This is a genomic window from Picosynechococcus sp. NKBG15041c, from assembly GCF_055380235.1.
Window position 1 is genome coordinate 744,784 of sequence record NZ_AP040363.1, and the last position, 14,548, is coordinate 759,331.

Sequence of the window (14,548 nt, forward strand, 5' to 3'; positions counted from 1 at the left end):
ATTGGAGGATCGAGCACAACTAGAGATCTCATACTCTACATTGGCTTAAATTAATGGGCAGTCGAGCGAGCCGCAGTGGCTTCATCGGGATGAATACCCAAGCGAGTCAGGTTAATGCGGCCTTTGTTATCAATTTCACGGATTTTCACAACCACTTCATCGCCCACAGCAACTTCATCTTCCACTTTGCCGACACGACCTTCTGCCAATTGGGAGATGTGAATCATGCCTTCTTTACCAGGCATAATTTCCACAAAAGCACCGATTTGAATGATGCGGGTCACCTTGCCAAAGTAAACATCCCCTTCATTTAACTTGCGGGTCATATTCACGATCAAACGCTTGGCTTTCTCGGCATTTTCAGATTCCGAAGAAGAAATCGTTACGGTGCCATCATCATCGATATCCACCTTGGCGCGGGTTTGTTCCGTAATACCTTTAATGGTTTTACCACCAGGGCCAATCACCATCCCGATCAGATCAGGGTCAATTTTGATCGTCAAGAGTCGTGGTGCAGAGGGAGAAAGCTCCTTGGGTTCTGAAATCACCTCGGTCATCTTTTCGAGGATATGTAGACGGGCAGGCAGGGCTTTATTAATTGCTTCTGCAACCACATCAACGGAAAGCCCAGTGATCTTCATGTCCATTTGGAGGGCAGTAATCCCATCGGCGGTTCCGGCCACCTTGAAATCCATATCCCCAAGGAAATCTTCAATCCCTTGGATATCGGTCAAAATGCGCACTTCTTCCCCTTCTTTGATCAAGCCCATTGCGGCGCCACTGACGGGTTTTGTGATGGGAACCCCAGCATCCATTAATGCGAGGGTAGAACCACAAACGGAACCCATGGAAGTAGAACCGTTAGAGGACAAGACTTCGGAAACGACCCGAATCACATAGGGAAATTCATCCTTCGGTGGTAACACGGGTAAAAGGGCACGTTCGGCGAGGGCACCATGGCCAATTTCACGGCGGCCAGGCGATCGCATCGGGCGAGTTTCTCCCACGGAATAGGGAGGAAAATTGTAGTGGTGCAGATAACGTTTTTCGTCGGAGGGGTGAAGATCGTCCATTTCCTGGGCATCTCCAGGGGTTCCCAGGGTGGCGATCGACAGAACTTGGGTCAGACCGCGATTAAATAGGCCACTGCCATGAACTGCCCTGGGTAACACCGCCGTCCGACAGGAAATTGGGCGCACCTGATCCAATTGGCGGCCATCAACCCGTACGCCATCTTCAATGATTTGAGCCCGCATCAATTTCTTCGTGAGGGCCTTAAAAGTATTGTCAATGAGCTTCGGTTCTTCGGCTGTTTTAACCCTTAGGGGAGCATCTTCAGGCAGGGCTTCAATGGCAGCAACAACTTCCGTTGCTTTAATTTCATCGAGGGCCGTGTCACGGGCTTTTTTATCAAAATCAAAGTGGCTCAAAACTTGTTTGATTTTTTCCCGGGCGCGATCGCTAATGAACGCTTCTACTTCTTCATCCTTAGCCGGGGGTTCAGCGGTGACAATTTCTAACCCCAATTCTTGCAAGAGGGAACGTTGCGCTTCGATGAGCTCTTGGATTGCTTCGTACGCAAAATCAATCGCCTCGATCATGTCCGCTTCTGGCAACTGATTTGCCCCAGCTTCTACCATAATCACCCCGTCTGGCGTCCCCGCAACGATCAGATCGAGATCACCATTAATCATTTCCCGGTAGGTGGGATTAAGAATAAAATGCTCCCCAACGAGGCCAACGCGCACAGCCGCCATCGGGCCATAGAAAGGCAAACCCGCCAACAATGTCGCCACAGAAGCCCCAGTAACAGCTAGGACATCCGGCGGTACTTCTTCATCCAAAGAAAGCGTAGTAGCCACAATTTGGATATCATCTCGTATCCACTGGGGAAAAAGGGGACGCATCGGTCGGTCAATCAACCGAGAAATCAGTGTAGCCCGCTCAGGAGGACGGCCTTCTCGCCGTAAAAAACCACCAGGAATTCGTCCTGCTGCATATAGACGTTCTTCGTAATCTACTAGTAAAGGTAAAAAATCGATCCCTTGTCTGCCGGGGGCTGTCGTTGCACTGACTAAAACCGCTGTCTCACCCGATTCGATTAAAACAGACCCACCGGCCTGAGGCGCAAATAAACCTGTTTTTAGTCGAATTTCTCTTCCATCGAAAGAAATCGACTTGATATGTTCTTGCATTATCGCGTGTTGTCCTTTTGTGTATAATCACTTTTCTTCGTTCTGTGGCAATCGTAACACTTTATGCTGGCTCCAGAAGTGGCTAATTTCTTAACAAAAAAGCCTACAGAAGGATCACGCAAGGCTTTTTTGTCAAAGTTTTCTGATATTTTTCTTGCCAAAGCCCCCTCCTTCCATTTACAATAGCTGCCTGTGGCTAAATGTAACCAGTTATACGAAGCTTGCCTTGAAGAAAGCATTGGGATCAAATCAAGATGCGATGATCAGCGCTTTCAGGTCTTAGAGCAACTTCCCTAACAGTTCCTTTACGGCCGCAATTCCCCCTGCAGTTACAGCAAGATACTGGGGCGATCGCCTTAAGTCTTGGGTAAAGCGTAGCATCACTACCTGTAGGCAAAAGTTTTCAGAGCAATAAAACACTCTGAATATCTCAGAGTAGAAGACAAGAACCACAATCCCTATCGGGACGGTTCCCACTATTTCTACTCGCCTTTTAATGTTGTCTATTAGTAGATAGAGGTCTCTGTTCCGTGTCACTCGGTATCCTCGGTACTAAACTCGGTATGACCCAAATCTTCGACAATGAAACGGGAACTGCGATTCCTGTCACCGTTGTCCAAGCAGGGCCTTGTACCGTTACCCAAATCAAAACGCCCGAAACAGATGGCTATACCTCCGTACAAATCGGCTACGGAGACGTTAAGGAAAAGAACTTGACGAAGCCTCAATTGGGACATCTCAAAAAAGCAGAAGCAGAACCCTTGCGCCACCTCAAGGAATATCGCGTTAATGATGCCTCCAGTTATGAACTGGGTCAGGCCATTACCGCCAACATCTTTGAAGCAGGTCAAATTGTCGATGTTTCTGGTAATACCATTGGTCGTGGTTTCGCTGGCTATCAAAAACGCCATAACTTCAAGCGAGGCAATATGACCCACGGTTCCAAAAATCACCGCCTTCCCGGTTCTACCGGTGCAGGGACGACACCCGGTCGCGTTTATCCCGGTAAGCGTATGGCTGGTCGTTATGGTGGAACCAAAATCACCGTCCGTAAACTCGAAGTTGTTCGTGTTGACGAAGAAAGAAATCTATTGCTGATCAAGGGTGCAATTCCTGGGAAAGCAGGCAATCTTTTAAGTATTGCTCCGAGCAATATTGTGGGTCAAAACTAAGCAACAAATTTCTGGATTTTTCAGAACTATGTCGCCCACGTCACCCACAGCTCTATTTATTTCATTAGCTGATAACCGATAATCCGATACTTCATCACTATGGTTAACTGCGCAGTAAAAAATTGGCAGGGAGAAGATGTTGGCCAAGCCAGCCTCGACTTCAAAGTCGCCAAAGAAGAAAATGCCGCACATATTGTTCACCGCGCCCTTGTCCGTCAGTTGAACAACGCCCGTCAGGGAACTTCTTCCACGAAAACCCGCGCAGAAGTGCGTGGTGGTGGTCGCAAGCCTTGGCGCCAGAAGGGTACTGGCCGCGCCAGAGCTGGCTCCATCCGCTCTCCATTATGGAAAGGCGGCGGGGTGATCTTTGGCCCTAAACCCAAAGAATACAATCTCAAAATGAACCGCAAAGAGCGTCGTTTAGCGCTTCGAACCGCATTCCAAAGCCGGAACGAAGATCTGATCGTCGTCAAAAACTTTGCTCAGGAATTCACCGCTCCTAAAACCAAAGAATTAGTCAATGCGATGTCCCGTTGGGGCGTAGCTACAGGTGAAAAGGTACTCCTTGTTCTCGCTGAAATGACAGACAATGTGTATCTTTCTGCCCGTAATGTTGCTTCTGTGAAAACGGTTCCTGCTGATGGTTTGAATATCTTTGATATTCTCAACGCTGGCAAGATTGTTGTCACTGATGAAGCACTGGCAAAAATCCAGGAGGTTTACAATGACTAGTAGAATGCCTACTGCGAGCCGCGTGCCAACCCGTGACCTCGCTGATTTAATTCTCAAGCCCATTGTTAGTGAAAAGGCGACAATTTTGCTTGAAGACAACAAGTATGTGTTTGATGTTGCCCTAAAAGCAACCAAAATTGATGTTAAGGCGGCGATCGAAAGCTTATTTAATGTCAAGGTCGTCAAGGTGAATACCAGCAGACCGCCCCGTAAGAAGAAGCGTGTTGGTCGCTTTGTGGGCTTTAAGCCTCAGTACAAGCGGGCTGTTGTCACCTTGGCCCAAGGGGATACAATCACATTGTTCCCAGAAGTATAGTCGTCATTCACTTGAATAAATCATGGGTATTCGTTCATTTAGACCATATACTCCGGGAACTCGTCAGGCTACGGTCTCTGACTTTTCGGAGATTACTAAATCCAAACCGGAAAAATCTCTCACTAAGTATAAGCACCGCAAAAAAGGTCGTAACAACCGTGGTGTAATTACCTGTCGTCACCGTGGTGGCGGTCATAAGCGCCTTTACCGTTTGATCGACTTCCGTCGTGACAAGCGGGACATGGCCGCCCAGGTTATTGCCATTGAATATGATCCGAACCGTAATGCTCGGATTGCTCTAGTGCAGTATGAAGATGGCGAAAAACGCTACATTCTTCAGCCTGCGGGTCTAGGGGTTGGTGACACCATTGTTGCGGGAGAAGAAGCGCCCTACGAAATTGGGAATGCTTTACCTCTGCACAAAATTCCCCTTGGTACGGAAATCCATAACATTGAGCTCTACAAGGGTCGGGGTGGCCAGATGGTCCGCTCGGCTGGTGCTTTCGCTCAGTTGGTCGCAAAAGATGGTGACTATGTCACGATCAAGTTGCCCTCCAAGGAAGTCCGGATGGTTCGCAAAGAATGCTATGCCACGATTGGCAAAGTTGGTAATGCTGAAGCGCGGAACCTCAAACTCGGAAAAGCGGGAAGAACACGGCACCTTGGTCGTCGTCCCCAGGTTCGCGGTAGTGTGATGAACCCGGTAGATCACCCCCACGGTGGTGGTGAGGGTAGAGCACCCATCGGTCGCAGTGGCCCTGTGACACCTTGGGGTAAGCCAGCCCTCGGGAAGAAGACCCGCAAGAAGAAGAAGCAAAGTAGCTCTTTGATTGTGCGCCGTCGCCGCTAATCGTCTATTTTTGTTCATTACACGCTGTAAGAAACTATGGGTCGTTCACTGAAAAAGGGTCCGTTTATCGCGGACAGCCTCCTCAAAAAAATCGAGAAGCTCAACGCTTCTGGTGACAAACAAGTGATTAAAACTTGGTCACGGGCATCCACAATTTTGCCTCAGATGGTGGGTCACACGATCGCCGTTCATAACGGTCGTCAACATGTGCCTGTCTTCGTTTCTGAGCAAATGGTTGGTCACAAGTTAGGAGAATTTGCTCCGACTCGGACCTTCAAGGGCCATGCCAAGAGTGATAAGAAAGCACGTCGATAAGGGTTAAAGAAAACAATGACTATCGATACTCAAACTGAAGTCAAGGCGATCGCCCGTTATATCCGGATGTCTCCGATTAAAGTCAGACGGGTACTCGATCAAATTCGCGGTCGTAGTTACCGTGAAGCCTTGATCATTCTCGAATTTATGCCCTATCGTGCCTGTGAACCTGTACTGAAAGTTTTACGGTCTGCCGTTGCCAACGCGGAGCACAATGAAGGCTTAGATCCCGCCAATCTAGTTGTCAGCACCGCCTTTGCTGATGCTGGCCCCGTATTGAAGCGGTTTCGCCCCCGTGCCCAAGGACGTGCCTATCAAATCCGCAAGCCCACCTGTCACATCACCGTTGCTGTGGCCCCTGGCGCTGCTGAATAGCACCCCTAACTTGTCGTAGATCGTAAACATCAAAGGAACAAACCGTGGGACAGAAAATTCATCCAGTTGGTTTCCGTTTGGGGATTACAAAAGAACACCTTTCCCGGTGGTACGCTGACCCCAAACAATATCCTGCCCTTGTACAGGAAGACTACAAAATTCGTCAGTATGTTGAAGCAAACCTCAACAACGCTGGCATTTCCAAAGTCCAAATTGAACGAAAAGCCGATCAAGTAGACTTAGAAATTCATACTGCCCGCCCCGGCGTTGTCGTCGGTCGTGGGGGTTCCGGGATTGAATCCCTAAGAACTGGTCTCCAATCTGTTTTAGGTGACCAACGTCAAATCCGCATCAACGTTATCGAGGTAACAAGAGTTGATGCTGATGCCGCCCTGATCGCTGAATACATTGTTCAGCAGTTAGAACGCCGGGTCTCTTTCCGCCGCGTGGTTCGTCAAGCCATTCAGCGGGCCCAAAGAGCGGAAGTGCAAGGCATCAAAATCCAGGTCAGTGGCCGCTTGAACGGTGCAGAAATCGCCCGGACAGAGTGGGTACGTGAAGGTCGGGTTCCCCTGCATACCCTCCGTGCTGACATTGACTATTCCTACAAGACTGCCCAAACCATCTACGGAATTCTTGGGATTAAGGTTTGGATCTTCAAAGGCGAAATCATTCCGGGTCAAGAAGAAACTTCTACCGCCAGTGCTGCCCCTCTGCCCCGCCGTAAGTCTCGGCGTCAGCAGTTTGAAGACCGTAGCGAACAATAAATTGCACCCCAGGCGCAATTTAATTTTTCCACAATCACTGTTTACCCTTTAGGAAACAATGCTAAGTCCAAAACGTACAAAATTCCGGAAGCAGCACCGCGGTCGTATGCGGGGAATGGCGTATCGCGGCAATGATATTCAGTTTGGTGATTACGCCCTCCAAGCAATTGAACCCAGCTGGATTACTGCCCGGCAAATCGAAGCCGCCCGTCGTGCGATGACCCGTTATATCAAACGGGGTGGTAAGATTTGGATCCGAATTTTCCCCGATAAACCCATTACCATGCGTCCGGCAGAAACCCGTATGGGTTCTGGTAAAGGTAACCCTGAATTTTGGGTTGCCGTGGTTAAACCTGGTCGGATTATGTTTGAGATGAATGGGGTTGCCGAGCCGATCGCCCGTGAAGCTATGCGCCTTGCGGCCCAGAAGCTACCGATCAAAACCAAGTTCATCACCCGCAACGAGGAGTATATCTAAATCATGCCTTTACCCAAGATTGAAGATGCTCACAAGCTCAATGACCAAGAGCTTGCTGATGAAATCGTTGCCGTTAAGAAACAGTTGTTTGAACTCCGTCTCCAAAAAGGCACTGGTCGCCTCGAAAAGACCCATGAGATCAAGCATGCTCGTCACCGTCTGTCTCAGCTGATGACGGTTGAGCGTCAAAGACAACTCCAAGCTCAATAAAAGTAGGAGATAAGACCTCGTATGGCTACGAAAGAAAGAGTGGGAATGGTCGTCAGCGACAAAATGGATAAAACCGTCGTCGTCGCTGTAGAAAACCGCTCCCCCCACCCCAAATACAAAAAAATCGTGGTAAAAACCAAGCGGTTCAAAGCCCACGATGAGGATAATCAGTGTAAGGTTGGCGATCGCGTTCGTATTCGCGAGACCCCACCGACCAGCAAAACCAAACGTTGGACTGTCGCTGAAATCCTCGACCAATAGTTTTTCTCATAAACTGCTGGTTTTCCTTATTTTCTTTACCCTTACCGTAAAGCCGTGATTCAACAACAAACCTATCTAAATGTTGCCGATAACAGCGGTGCTCGTAAGCTAATGTGCTTACGTGTTCTGAGTACAGGGAATTGTCGCTATGGTGGCATTGGTGATCAAATTATCGCCGTCGTCAAAGAAGCAATTCCAAACATGGGTGTCAAAAAATCTGATGTTGTGCGTGCTGTTATTGTACGGACGCGTCAACCGCTCCGTCGCGCCAGTGGCATGAGCATTCGCTTTGATGACAATGCTGCTGTAATTATCAATGCAGAAGGCAACCCGAAAGGTACTCGCGTTTTTGGCCCTGTTGCCCGTGAGTTACGGGATAAAAACTTCACCAAGATCGTTTCCCTTGCACCGGAGGTCATCTAATGACAGGACGTAAAAGTTCCACCCCCGCACGCCATAAAATGCATGTGAAAAAGGGTGACATGGTTCAAGTCATCTCTGGTCGTGACAAAGGCAAAGTCGGCGAAGTACTTAAAACATTGCCGAAATCCAGCAAAGTCGTAATCAAAGATGTTAACGTGCGCACCAAGCATGTTAAACCTCAGCAAGAGGGTGAATCGGGTCAAATTCAGACCTTTGAAGCACCGATCCACAGCTCCAATGTGATGCACTATTCCGAAAAAGAAAAAGTTGCTAGTCGCATCGGCTACCAAGTCACTGAGGATGGCCGCAAAGTCCGTGTATTAAAGAAAACAGGCGAAGTCATCGACTAATCTAGTTTTCTTGCATTTTCTATCTACATTTAGTTTTTCCCTGACCAAGCCCAGGGAAGTTAAAGGTAATCCTATGTCCCAAAGACTCAAAACCCTTTATCAAGACGCAATTGTTCCTAAATTAACAGAGCAATTTGGGTACACCAACGTCCACGAAGTGCCTAAGCTCGTCAAGGTGTCTGTAAACCGAGGCCTTGGGGAAGCGGCAACTAATGCCAAAGCAATGGAATCTTCCCTCAAAGAGCTGGCAATTATCACTGGTCAACGTCCTGTTATTACCCGGGCGAAGAAGGCGATCGCCGGCTTCAAAATTCGGGAAGGCATGCCTGTTGGTGTAATGGCTACCCTGCGTTCCGAAAAAATGTATTCTTTCTTGGATCGTCTCATCAGCTTAGCGCTGCCCCGTATCCGTGACTTCCGTGGCATTAGTCCTAAGAGTTTCGATGGGCGCGGTAACTACAGTCTCGGGATTCGCGAGCAACTGATTTTCCCTGAAATTGACTACGATTCCATTGATCAAATCCGAGGAATGGACATTTCCATCATCACCACCGCGAGAACCGATGAAGAAGGTCGTGCGCTGTTGAAAGAAATGGGTATGCCCTTCCGTGAAAGCTAAATCCTAGGAGAGATTAAAGGTAATAATGGCGGCTAACGATACCATTTCCGATATGCTCACCCGCATTCGTAATGCGTGCATGGTGCAGCATGACAACACAAAAGTCCCGATGACTCGCATGACCCGTAACATTGCTGAGGTTCTAAAGGACGAAGGTTTCATTGAAAACTACACCGAAGCAGGTGAAGGGGTCGAGAAACACCTGATTATTTCTTTGAAATATAAAGGTCGCGATCGCCAACCGATCATCCAAAAGCTCCAACGGGTGAGCAAGCCAGGGCTTCGGGTATACAGTAACCACAAAGAACTCCCCCGTGTACTCGGTGGGATCGGCATCGCAATCATTTCAACTTCCAAAGGCGTGATGACAGATCGCCAAGCCCGTAAAGAAGGCATTGGTGGTGAAATTCTTTGCTACGTCTGGTAATCGTGGTTGAAGTTGATATCAGGAGAAAAACAAATGTCTCGTATTGGTAAACGACCAATTCCCATCCCCGACAAAGTAACAGTTACCCTCTCTGGCTCCACCGTATCCGTCAAAGGACCCAAAGGCTCCCTAGAACGGACACTGCCTGAAAAAGTAACTGTTGCTCAAGAAGACAACACCATCGTTGTCTCCCCCGTTGATAACTCCCGCACCGCGCGGGAACGCCATGGCCTCTGCCGCACCCTCGTGGCAAATATGGTCGAAGGCGTCGCCCAGGGCTACACCAAGCATCTAGAAATTGTTGGTGTAGGTTATCGGGCCCAGGTACAGGGGAATAAGCTCACCCTTAATGTGGGCTACAGTAAACCTGTAGAAATGGAAATGCCCGAAGGTGTTACTGCTGCAATGGGTGAAAAAAATACCCAAGTAAGCATCTCTGGCATTGACAAAGAGGTTGTGGGCAACACAGCTGCTAAAGTCCGTGCTGTCAGACCCCCCGAACCTTACAAAGGTAAAGGTATTCGCTACCAAGGTGAATACATCAGACGTAAAGCTGGTAAGACAGGGAAGAAATAAGAGATGAAAGCAAGCCGCAAACAACTCACGGAGCGTCGTCATTTCCGCATTCGTCGTCGTGTCGAAGGCACTGGCGATCGCCCCCGTTTAGCAGTGTTCCGTTCCCACAAGCATATCTATGCCCAGGTGATTGACGACGAAAAACAACATACCCTGGTCGCTGCCTCTACCCTAGACAAAGACCTCAAGGGAGAACTCGCCTCTGGTGGTAACATCTCAGCCTCCACCGCAGTTGGTGCTCTCATTGCCAAACGTGCCCTCGAACAAGGCATCACTCAAGTTGTTTTTGACCGCGGTGGTAACCTTTACCATGGCCGAGTCAAAGCCCTAGCAGATGCCGCAAGAGAAGCTGGTTTGGACTTTTAAGCTGTTGATGGAATCATTAGGAAAATAACCATGGCAAAGCGTCGTAAATCCGCAAAAAGCAAAGAAAAAGAAACAAATTGGCAGGAACGCGTCATCCAAATCCGTCGCGTCAGCAAAGTTGTCAAAGGTGGTAAGAAACTCAGTTTTCGCGCCATCGTTGTGATTGGCAATGAGACCGGGAAGGTCGGCGTTGGCGTCGGTAAAGCAGGTGATGTAATCGGTGCCGTCCGTAAAGGCGTTTCCGATGCCAAAAAACACGTTGTTGACGTACCACTCACCAAGACCAACACCATTACCCACCGCATCAATGGTGCGGCTGGCGGTGCTCGAGTCATGATGCGCCCCGCTGCTCCCGGTACCGGTGTAATTGCCGGTGGTGCAGTCCGAACTGTACTCGAGCTCGCTGGTGTGAAAAACATTTTGGCAAAACAACTTGGCTCCAGCAGTCCTCTGAATAACGCACGGGCAACCGTGGATGCTCTAGGAAACCTCCGGAGCTTCTCCTCCGTGGCCCAAGAGCGCGGCGTTTCTATCGAACGGATCTATGCCTAAATCCTGGTTGACAGGTCAAGGACATTAGTAAAACGTTTAACCCAAAAAAACTATGAAGCTATCCGATTTATCCCCCAAAGCAGGCTCAAAAAAACGCCGCCGTCGCGTTGGCCGCGGCATCGCTGCCGGGCAAGGCGCTAGTTGTGGTTTCGGTATGCGGGGTCAAAAGTCCCGTTCTGGTACTGGCACCAAAGCTGGATTTGAAGGGGGCCAAATGCCCCTCTATCGCCGTGTCCCCAAACTAAAGCACTTCACGATTGTGAACCCCAAAAATTTCACCGTTGTGAATATTTCCCAACTCGCAGCATTGCCTGCTAACAGTGAAGTAACCCTCGACAGCTTGATTGCAGCGGGGATTGTTACCACCAATGATGGCCCTTTGAAAATTCTGGGCGATGGTGAATTATCCGTTGCCTTGAAAGTTAAAGCGGCAGGATTCTCAGCCAGTGCAAAAGCAAAAATCGAGGCGGCCGGCGGTAGTTGTGACGTCTAGAAAAATTCGGGAACAAAGCACTAAGTTAGAATTTATCAAGGTTGCTTAATACTTCTTAGAATTGTTCATTACGTAAACTCCCGAAGAGAACATCACTATGGTTGTCAGTCGCGAAAAAACACCAACCGCCCAAGAAACTTTCATGCAGATGGCGCAAGCTGCTGGCCTCCGCGGTCGCTTACTTGTCACCCTTGGCCTGTTGGTTTTGGTTCGGTTTGGTGTTTTTATTCCTATTCCCGGCATTGATCGGGCTGCCCTGAGTGAGGGGATTGCTAATTCTCCACTTTTGGGTTTTCTAGATGTGTTTGCCGGTGGTGGTTTATCCGCTGTCGGCATTTTTGCCTTGGGAATTCTTCCTTATATCAATGCTTCAATTATCATGCAGCTCATGACGGCAGCCATTCCTGCCCTTGAGGATATGCAAAAAAATGATGGAGAAGCAGGACGTCGGAAAATTTCCCAAATTATTCGTTATGTGACAGTGGGTTGGGCCGCTTTACAGAGTTTTGGTATTACGCTCCAAATTCTGCGTCCCTATGCCATTGACGGTGGTTTTGCCTTTGTATTGGAAACAACTTTGGCGTTAACTGCTGGTTCTGTGTTTGTAATGTGGATCTCGGAGCTAATCACAGAGAAAGGCCTTGGCAATGGTGCTTCTCTCTTGATTTTCGTCAACATTGTTGCTGTTTTGCCGACAACCCTAGGCAACACCATTGAGTTTGCGCAAACAGGTGGTCGAGCCGTGATTGCACGGGTCATTTTGCTGTTGGTTGTCTTTTTGGTGATGATTGTTGGCATCGTCTTTGTCCAAGAAGGAACAAGACGGATTCCGATCATTTCTGCCCGTCGTCAGGTGGGTCGCAAACTCTACCGTGAACGTACAAGTTATCTGCCGCTACGCCTAAACCAGGGCGGAGTAATGCCGATCATTTTTGCTTCGGCAGTGCTGATCTTGCCTTCTTCTTTGGCTGGTCTAGCTGGTTCTGGAGAAGGGGTATTTGGCCAAATTATCGGCACGATTTCTACGGCGCTGCAGCCGGGTAGAATTCCCTATGTGCTCGTTTATTTGGGATTGATCTTATTTTTCAGTTATTTTTACGCCTCCTTAATTGTCAATCCGGTGGATATGGCCCAAAACTTGAAAAAGATGGGTTCTAGTATTCCTGGGATTCGTCCGGGCCGGGCAACGAGTGAATATCTGGAAAAGGTGATTAACCGATTAACACTGCTAGGGGCAATTTTCCTTGGTTTAGTAGCGACTGTGCCAACTTTTGTAGAGGGTGCGACAGGGGTCACAACCTTACGGGGTTTTGGAGCGACTTCTCTCTTGATTTTGGTGGGGGTTGCTATTGACACGGCGAAACAAATTCAGACCTATGTCATTTCCCAGCGCTATGAGGGCATGGTTAAGCAGTAGTTTTTGGATAATTTAAGGATTGGGTATTGGCTGGAATATCTAATCTTTCTTGTTGATTTAGTAAGCAATTCGGACAGGGGTAAGGGAGAGATGGTGCAAAGTATAAGATTGATTTTTCTGGGCCCTCCTGGTGCGGGGAAAGGCACTCAAGCTCAGATTTTGGCGGAGTCCCATGGCATTCCCCATATTTCTACGGGAGAGATTTTGCGGGCGGCGATCGCCAACGAAACGGAATTAGGTCAACAGGCCCAAGGCTTTGTTGACCGGGGGGAATTGGTTCCCGATAGCCTAATTTTGGACTTGATCCGCGAAAGACTCCAACAGCCAGATGCCCAACAGGGATGGATTTTGGACGGCTTTCCACGGAATGTTAGTCAGGCGGCGTTTCTGAACACCCTCCTTGCCGAGCTCAGTCAACAATGCAATGTGGCCCTTAATTTGGAGGTTCCTGACAGCACACTGATAGAGCGTCTTCTGAGCCGTGGCCGTAAGGATGATAACCAAGAAACGATTCGGCGTCGCCTAGAAGTCTATCGGGAACAGACAGCACCGGTAATTGATTTCTATCAAAAGCAAGGTTCTCTCCAATCTGTGAATGGCGATCGCCTCCCCGAAGAAGTGACTGCCGCCCTTAAAGATGCGATCGCATCATAGTCTTTTTCCCTATCCCCCAACCCGTTACTGACTAATGCAACTTATTAGGAGATCTATTTGTTTTGTCTAAACAAGATCTAATTGAAATGGAAGGAACCGTCACGGAATCCCTTCCTAATGCTATGTTCCGAGTCGATCTCGACAATGGTTTTAATGTCTTAGCCCACATTTCCGGAAAAATTCGCCGCAATTACATCAAAATTTTGCCCGGCGATCGCGTCAAAGTAGAGCTGACCCCCTATGACCTCACCAAAGGGCGGATTACCTACCGACTCCGGAAAAAATAAAAGACGCATCTCCTATGCTTAGTATTCATAGACAAAAAAACTTGCTATGATGATAAGCTTGCGGAGTTTTGTGCTAATCACCCAATCGGTTCATAGCAGAATCAATATATAGAAAATTGCTAAATCTAACCTGAAAATCTATGAAAGTTCGAGCATCCGTCAAAAAAATGTGTGATAAATGTCGCGTGATACGTCGTCGCGGTCGTGTCATGGTGATCTGTGCTAACCCCAAGCATAAACAACGCCAAGGGTAGATTTTATAAAAATCACTCAGACATTTATTTCGTAATTAAACTATTGAAATTGTTCATTTAGGGAGAAAAAATCGTGGCACGAATTGCAGGTGTTGATCTTCCCCGCGATAAACGCATTGAAATTGCCCTGACCTACGTGTATGGCATTGGTTTATCGAGAGCCCAAGAGATCATCGCAAAGACAGGAGTAAACCCCGACATCCGAGTAAGAGACCTCTCCGACGAAGATGCCCTTAAACTCCGTTCCTACGTCACCGACAACTATCAAGTGGAAGGGGACCTCAGACGTTTAGAGTCCATGAACATCAAGCGTCTGGTTGACATTGGCACCTACCGCGGTCGCCGTCATCGTCAAGGCTTACCCGTACGTGGTCAAAGAACCCGGACCAATGCTCGCACCCGCCGTGGTCGTCGCGTCACTGTTGCCGGTAAGAAGAAAGCACCGCGTTAATCCCCTGA

At 48.5% G+C, this 14,548-nt stretch carries 24 protein-coding genes; 23 read left to right on the forward strand and 1 reads right to left on the reverse strand.

The window, feature by feature from the left end:
* Positions 1 to 50: 50 nt before the first annotated feature.
* Positions 51 to 2,195 (reverse strand): polyribonucleotide nucleotidyltransferase, encoded by a 2,145-nt coding sequence (locus ACZ45B_RS03605; protein ID WP_024547155.1) that lies wholly within the window; start codon positions 2,193 to 2,195, stop codon positions 51 to 53.
* A gap of 530 nt (positions 2,196 to 2,725) precedes the next feature.
* On the opposite strand from ACZ45B_RS03605, the gene rplC reads away from it, so the two are divergent.
* From rplC to rpsM, 23 genes are all read left to right on the forward strand, one after another.
* Positions 2,726 to 3,367, forward strand: a complete 642-nt coding sequence (gene rplC / locus ACZ45B_RS03610) for a 50S ribosomal protein L3 (RefSeq protein ID WP_024547154.1) — start codon at positions 2,726 to 2,728, stop codon at positions 3,365 to 3,367.
* A 99-nt stretch (positions 3,368 to 3,466) separates the two neighbouring features.
* Positions 3,467 to 4,099: a 50S ribosomal protein L4 gene (gene rplD / locus ACZ45B_RS03615; RefSeq protein WP_024547153.1), complete on the forward strand. Its 633-nt coding sequence runs from the start codon at positions 3,467 to 3,469 to the stop codon at positions 4,097 to 4,099.
* A gap of 4 nt (positions 4,100 to 4,103) precedes the next feature.
* The gene (locus ACZ45B_RS03620; protein ID WP_029682035.1) at positions 4,104 to 4,415 is read left to right on the forward strand and encodes a 50S ribosomal protein L23; all 312 of its coding nucleotides are present in this window, start codon (positions 4,104 to 4,106) and stop codon (positions 4,413 to 4,415) included.
* 22 nt (positions 4,416 to 4,437) lie between these two features.
* On the forward strand, positions 4,438 to 5,265 hold the full coding sequence (gene rplB, locus ACZ45B_RS03625) for a 50S ribosomal protein L2 (RefSeq protein ID WP_024547151.1): 828 nt from the start codon (positions 4,438 to 4,440) through the stop codon (positions 5,263 to 5,265).
* Positions 5,266 to 5,301: 36 nt separating this feature from the next.
* Positions 5,302 to 5,580 (forward strand): 30S ribosomal protein S19, encoded by a 279-nt coding sequence (rpsS, locus tag ACZ45B_RS03630; RefSeq protein ID WP_012306686.1) that lies wholly within the window; start codon positions 5,302 to 5,304, stop codon positions 5,578 to 5,580.
* 15 nt (positions 5,581 to 5,595) lie between these two features.
* On the forward strand, positions 5,596 to 5,955 hold the full coding sequence (rplV, locus tag ACZ45B_RS03635) for a 50S ribosomal protein L22 (RefSeq protein ID WP_024547150.1): 360 nt from the start codon (positions 5,596 to 5,598) through the stop codon (positions 5,953 to 5,955).
* Positions 5,956 to 5,999: 44 nt separating this feature from the next.
* Positions 6,000 to 6,722 carry a 30S ribosomal protein S3 gene (rpsC, locus tag ACZ45B_RS03640; RefSeq protein WP_024547149.1) on the forward strand — a complete coding sequence of 241 codons (723 nt, stop codon included), beginning with the start codon at positions 6,000 to 6,002 and terminating at the stop codon, positions 6,720 to 6,722.
* 58 nt (positions 6,723 to 6,780) lie between these two features.
* Positions 6,781 to 7,200, forward strand: a complete 420-nt coding sequence (gene rplP / locus ACZ45B_RS03645) for a 50S ribosomal protein L16 (protein WP_024547148.1) — start codon at positions 6,781 to 6,783, stop codon at positions 7,198 to 7,200.
* Between the two features lie 3 nt (positions 7,201 to 7,203).
* Entirely contained in the window at positions 7,204 to 7,410 is a 207-nt protein-coding gene (gene rpmC, locus ACZ45B_RS03650) for a 50S ribosomal protein L29 (RefSeq protein ID WP_024547147.1), read from the forward strand.
* Positions 7,411 to 7,431: 21 nt separating this feature from the next.
* Positions 7,432 to 7,671: a 30S ribosomal protein S17 gene (gene rpsQ / locus ACZ45B_RS03655; protein WP_024547146.1), complete on the forward strand. Its 240-nt coding sequence runs from the start codon at positions 7,432 to 7,434 to the stop codon at positions 7,669 to 7,671.
* Positions 7,672 to 7,725: 54 nt separating this feature from the next.
* A complete protein-coding gene (gene rplN / locus ACZ45B_RS03660) occupies positions 7,726 to 8,094 on the forward strand; it encodes a 50S ribosomal protein L14 (protein ID WP_012306680.1) in 369 nt (122 codons plus the stop codon).
* The gene (rplX, locus tag ACZ45B_RS03665) at positions 8,094 to 8,444 is read left to right on the forward strand and encodes a 50S ribosomal protein L24 (protein ID WP_024547145.1); all 351 of its coding nucleotides are present in this window, start codon (positions 8,094 to 8,096) and stop codon (positions 8,442 to 8,444) included. Before rplN ends, rplX begins: the two co-directional genes overlap by 1 nt.
* Positions 8,445 to 8,517: 73 nt before the next feature.
* Positions 8,518 to 9,063, forward strand: a complete 546-nt coding sequence (rplE, locus tag ACZ45B_RS03670) for a 50S ribosomal protein L5 (protein ID WP_024547144.1) — start codon at positions 8,518 to 8,520, stop codon at positions 9,061 to 9,063.
* Between the two features lie 25 nt (positions 9,064 to 9,088).
* Positions 9,089 to 9,490, forward strand: coding sequence for a 30S ribosomal protein S8 (rpsH, locus tag ACZ45B_RS03675; protein ID WP_024547143.1), 402 nt, complete (start codon positions 9,089 to 9,091; stop codon positions 9,488 to 9,490).
* A gap of 33 nt (positions 9,491 to 9,523) precedes the next feature.
* Positions 9,524 to 10,066 (forward strand): 50S ribosomal protein L6, encoded by a 543-nt coding sequence (rplF, locus tag ACZ45B_RS03680; protein WP_024547142.1) that lies wholly within the window; start codon positions 9,524 to 9,526, stop codon positions 10,064 to 10,066.
* A gap of 3 nt (positions 10,067 to 10,069) precedes the next feature.
* The gene (rplR, locus tag ACZ45B_RS03685; protein WP_096416832.1) at positions 10,070 to 10,432 is read left to right on the forward strand and encodes a 50S ribosomal protein L18; all 363 of its coding nucleotides are present in this window, start codon (positions 10,070 to 10,072) and stop codon (positions 10,430 to 10,432) included.
* Between the two features lie 30 nt (positions 10,433 to 10,462).
* Positions 10,463 to 10,984 (forward strand): 30S ribosomal protein S5, encoded by a 522-nt coding sequence (gene rpsE / locus ACZ45B_RS03690; protein ID WP_024546078.1) that lies wholly within the window; start codon positions 10,463 to 10,465, stop codon positions 10,982 to 10,984.
* A 52-nt stretch (positions 10,985 to 11,036) separates the two neighbouring features.
* A complete protein-coding gene (gene rplO / locus ACZ45B_RS03695; RefSeq protein ID WP_024546077.1) occupies positions 11,037 to 11,477 on the forward strand; it encodes a 50S ribosomal protein L15 in 441 nt (146 codons plus the stop codon).
* Positions 11,478 to 11,574: 97 nt separating this feature from the next.
* Positions 11,575 to 12,894, forward strand: a complete 1,320-nt coding sequence (secY, locus tag ACZ45B_RS03700) for a preprotein translocase subunit SecY (RefSeq protein ID WP_024546076.1) — start codon at positions 11,575 to 11,577, stop codon at positions 12,892 to 12,894.
* A gap of 90 nt (positions 12,895 to 12,984) precedes the next feature.
* Positions 12,985 to 13,548 carry an adenylate kinase gene (locus ACZ45B_RS03705; protein WP_024546075.1) on the forward strand — a complete coding sequence of 188 codons (564 nt, stop codon included), beginning with the start codon at positions 12,985 to 12,987 and terminating at the stop codon, positions 13,546 to 13,548.
* Positions 13,549 to 13,610: 62 nt separating this feature from the next.
* Complete coding sequence (gene infA / locus ACZ45B_RS03710) at positions 13,611 to 13,835, forward strand: translation initiation factor IF-1 (RefSeq protein ID WP_006276978.1); 225 nt, start codon at positions 13,611 to 13,613, stop codon at positions 13,833 to 13,835.
* 140 nt (positions 13,836 to 13,975) lie between these two features.
* Positions 13,976 to 14,089, forward strand: a complete 114-nt coding sequence (rpmJ, locus tag ACZ45B_RS03715; protein ID WP_071819462.1) for a 50S ribosomal protein L36 — start codon at positions 13,976 to 13,978, stop codon at positions 14,087 to 14,089.
* A gap of 73 nt (positions 14,090 to 14,162) precedes the next feature.
* Positions 14,163 to 14,540, forward strand: coding sequence for a 30S ribosomal protein S13 (rpsM, locus tag ACZ45B_RS03720; RefSeq protein ID WP_024546074.1), 378 nt, complete (start codon positions 14,163 to 14,165; stop codon positions 14,538 to 14,540).
* The last annotated feature ends 8 nt before the right edge of the window (positions 14,541 to 14,548 follow it).

What these genes read in the sequence shown, in the direction of transcription:
- ACZ45B_RS03605 (WP_024547155.1), bottom strand. Translation starts at nt 2,195, where the DNA reads ATGCAAGAACATATCAAGTCGATTTCTTTCGATGGAAGAGAAATTCGA.
- rplD (WP_024547153.1), top strand. Translation starts at nt 3,467, where the DNA reads ATGGTTAACTGCGCAGTAAAAAATTGGCAGGGAGAAGATGTTGGCCAA.
- ACZ45B_RS03620 (WP_029682035.1), top strand. Translation starts at nt 4,104, where the DNA reads ATGCCTACTGCGAGCCGCGTGCCAACCCGTGACCTCGCTGATTTAATT.
- rplB (WP_024547151.1), top strand. Translation starts at nt 4,438, where the DNA reads ATGGGTATTCGTTCATTTAGACCATATACTCCGGGAACTCGTCAGGCT.
- rpsS (WP_012306686.1), top strand. Translation starts at nt 5,302, where the DNA reads ATGGGTCGTTCACTGAAAAAGGGTCCGTTTATCGCGGACAGCCTCCTC.
- rplV (WP_024547150.1), top strand. Translation starts at nt 5,596, where the DNA reads ATGACTATCGATACTCAAACTGAAGTCAAGGCGATCGCCCGTTATATC.
- rplP (WP_024547148.1), top strand. Translation starts at nt 6,781, where the DNA reads ATGCTAAGTCCAAAACGTACAAAATTCCGGAAGCAGCACCGCGGTCGT.
- rpmC (WP_024547147.1), top strand. Translation starts at nt 7,204, where the DNA reads ATGCCTTTACCCAAGATTGAAGATGCTCACAAGCTCAATGACCAAGAG.
- rpsQ (WP_024547146.1), top strand. Translation starts at nt 7,432, where the DNA reads ATGGCTACGAAAGAAAGAGTGGGAATGGTCGTCAGCGACAAAATGGAT.
- rplX (WP_024547145.1), top strand. Translation starts at nt 8,094, where the DNA reads ATGACAGGACGTAAAAGTTCCACCCCCGCACGCCATAAAATGCATGTG.
- rplE (WP_024547144.1), top strand. Translation starts at nt 8,518, where the DNA reads ATGTCCCAAAGACTCAAAACCCTTTATCAAGACGCAATTGTTCCTAAA.
- rpsH (WP_024547143.1), top strand. Translation starts at nt 9,089, where the DNA reads ATGGCGGCTAACGATACCATTTCCGATATGCTCACCCGCATTCGTAAT.
- rplF (WP_024547142.1), top strand. Translation starts at nt 9,524, where the DNA reads ATGTCTCGTATTGGTAAACGACCAATTCCCATCCCCGACAAAGTAACA.
- rplR (WP_096416832.1), top strand. Translation starts at nt 10,070, where the DNA reads ATGAAAGCAAGCCGCAAACAACTCACGGAGCGTCGTCATTTCCGCATT.
- rpsE (WP_024546078.1), top strand. Translation starts at nt 10,463, where the DNA reads ATGGCAAAGCGTCGTAAATCCGCAAAAAGCAAAGAAAAAGAAACAAAT.
- rplO (WP_024546077.1), top strand. Translation starts at nt 11,037, where the DNA reads ATGAAGCTATCCGATTTATCCCCCAAAGCAGGCTCAAAAAAACGCCGC.
- secY (WP_024546076.1), top strand. Translation starts at nt 11,575, where the DNA reads ATGGTTGTCAGTCGCGAAAAAACACCAACCGCCCAAGAAACTTTCATG.
- ACZ45B_RS03705 (WP_024546075.1), top strand. Translation starts at nt 12,985, where the DNA reads ATGGTGCAAAGTATAAGATTGATTTTTCTGGGCCCTCCTGGTGCGGGG.
- rpmJ (WP_071819462.1), top strand. Translation starts at nt 13,976, where the DNA reads ATGAAAGTTCGAGCATCCGTCAAAAAAATGTGTGATAAATGTCGCGTG.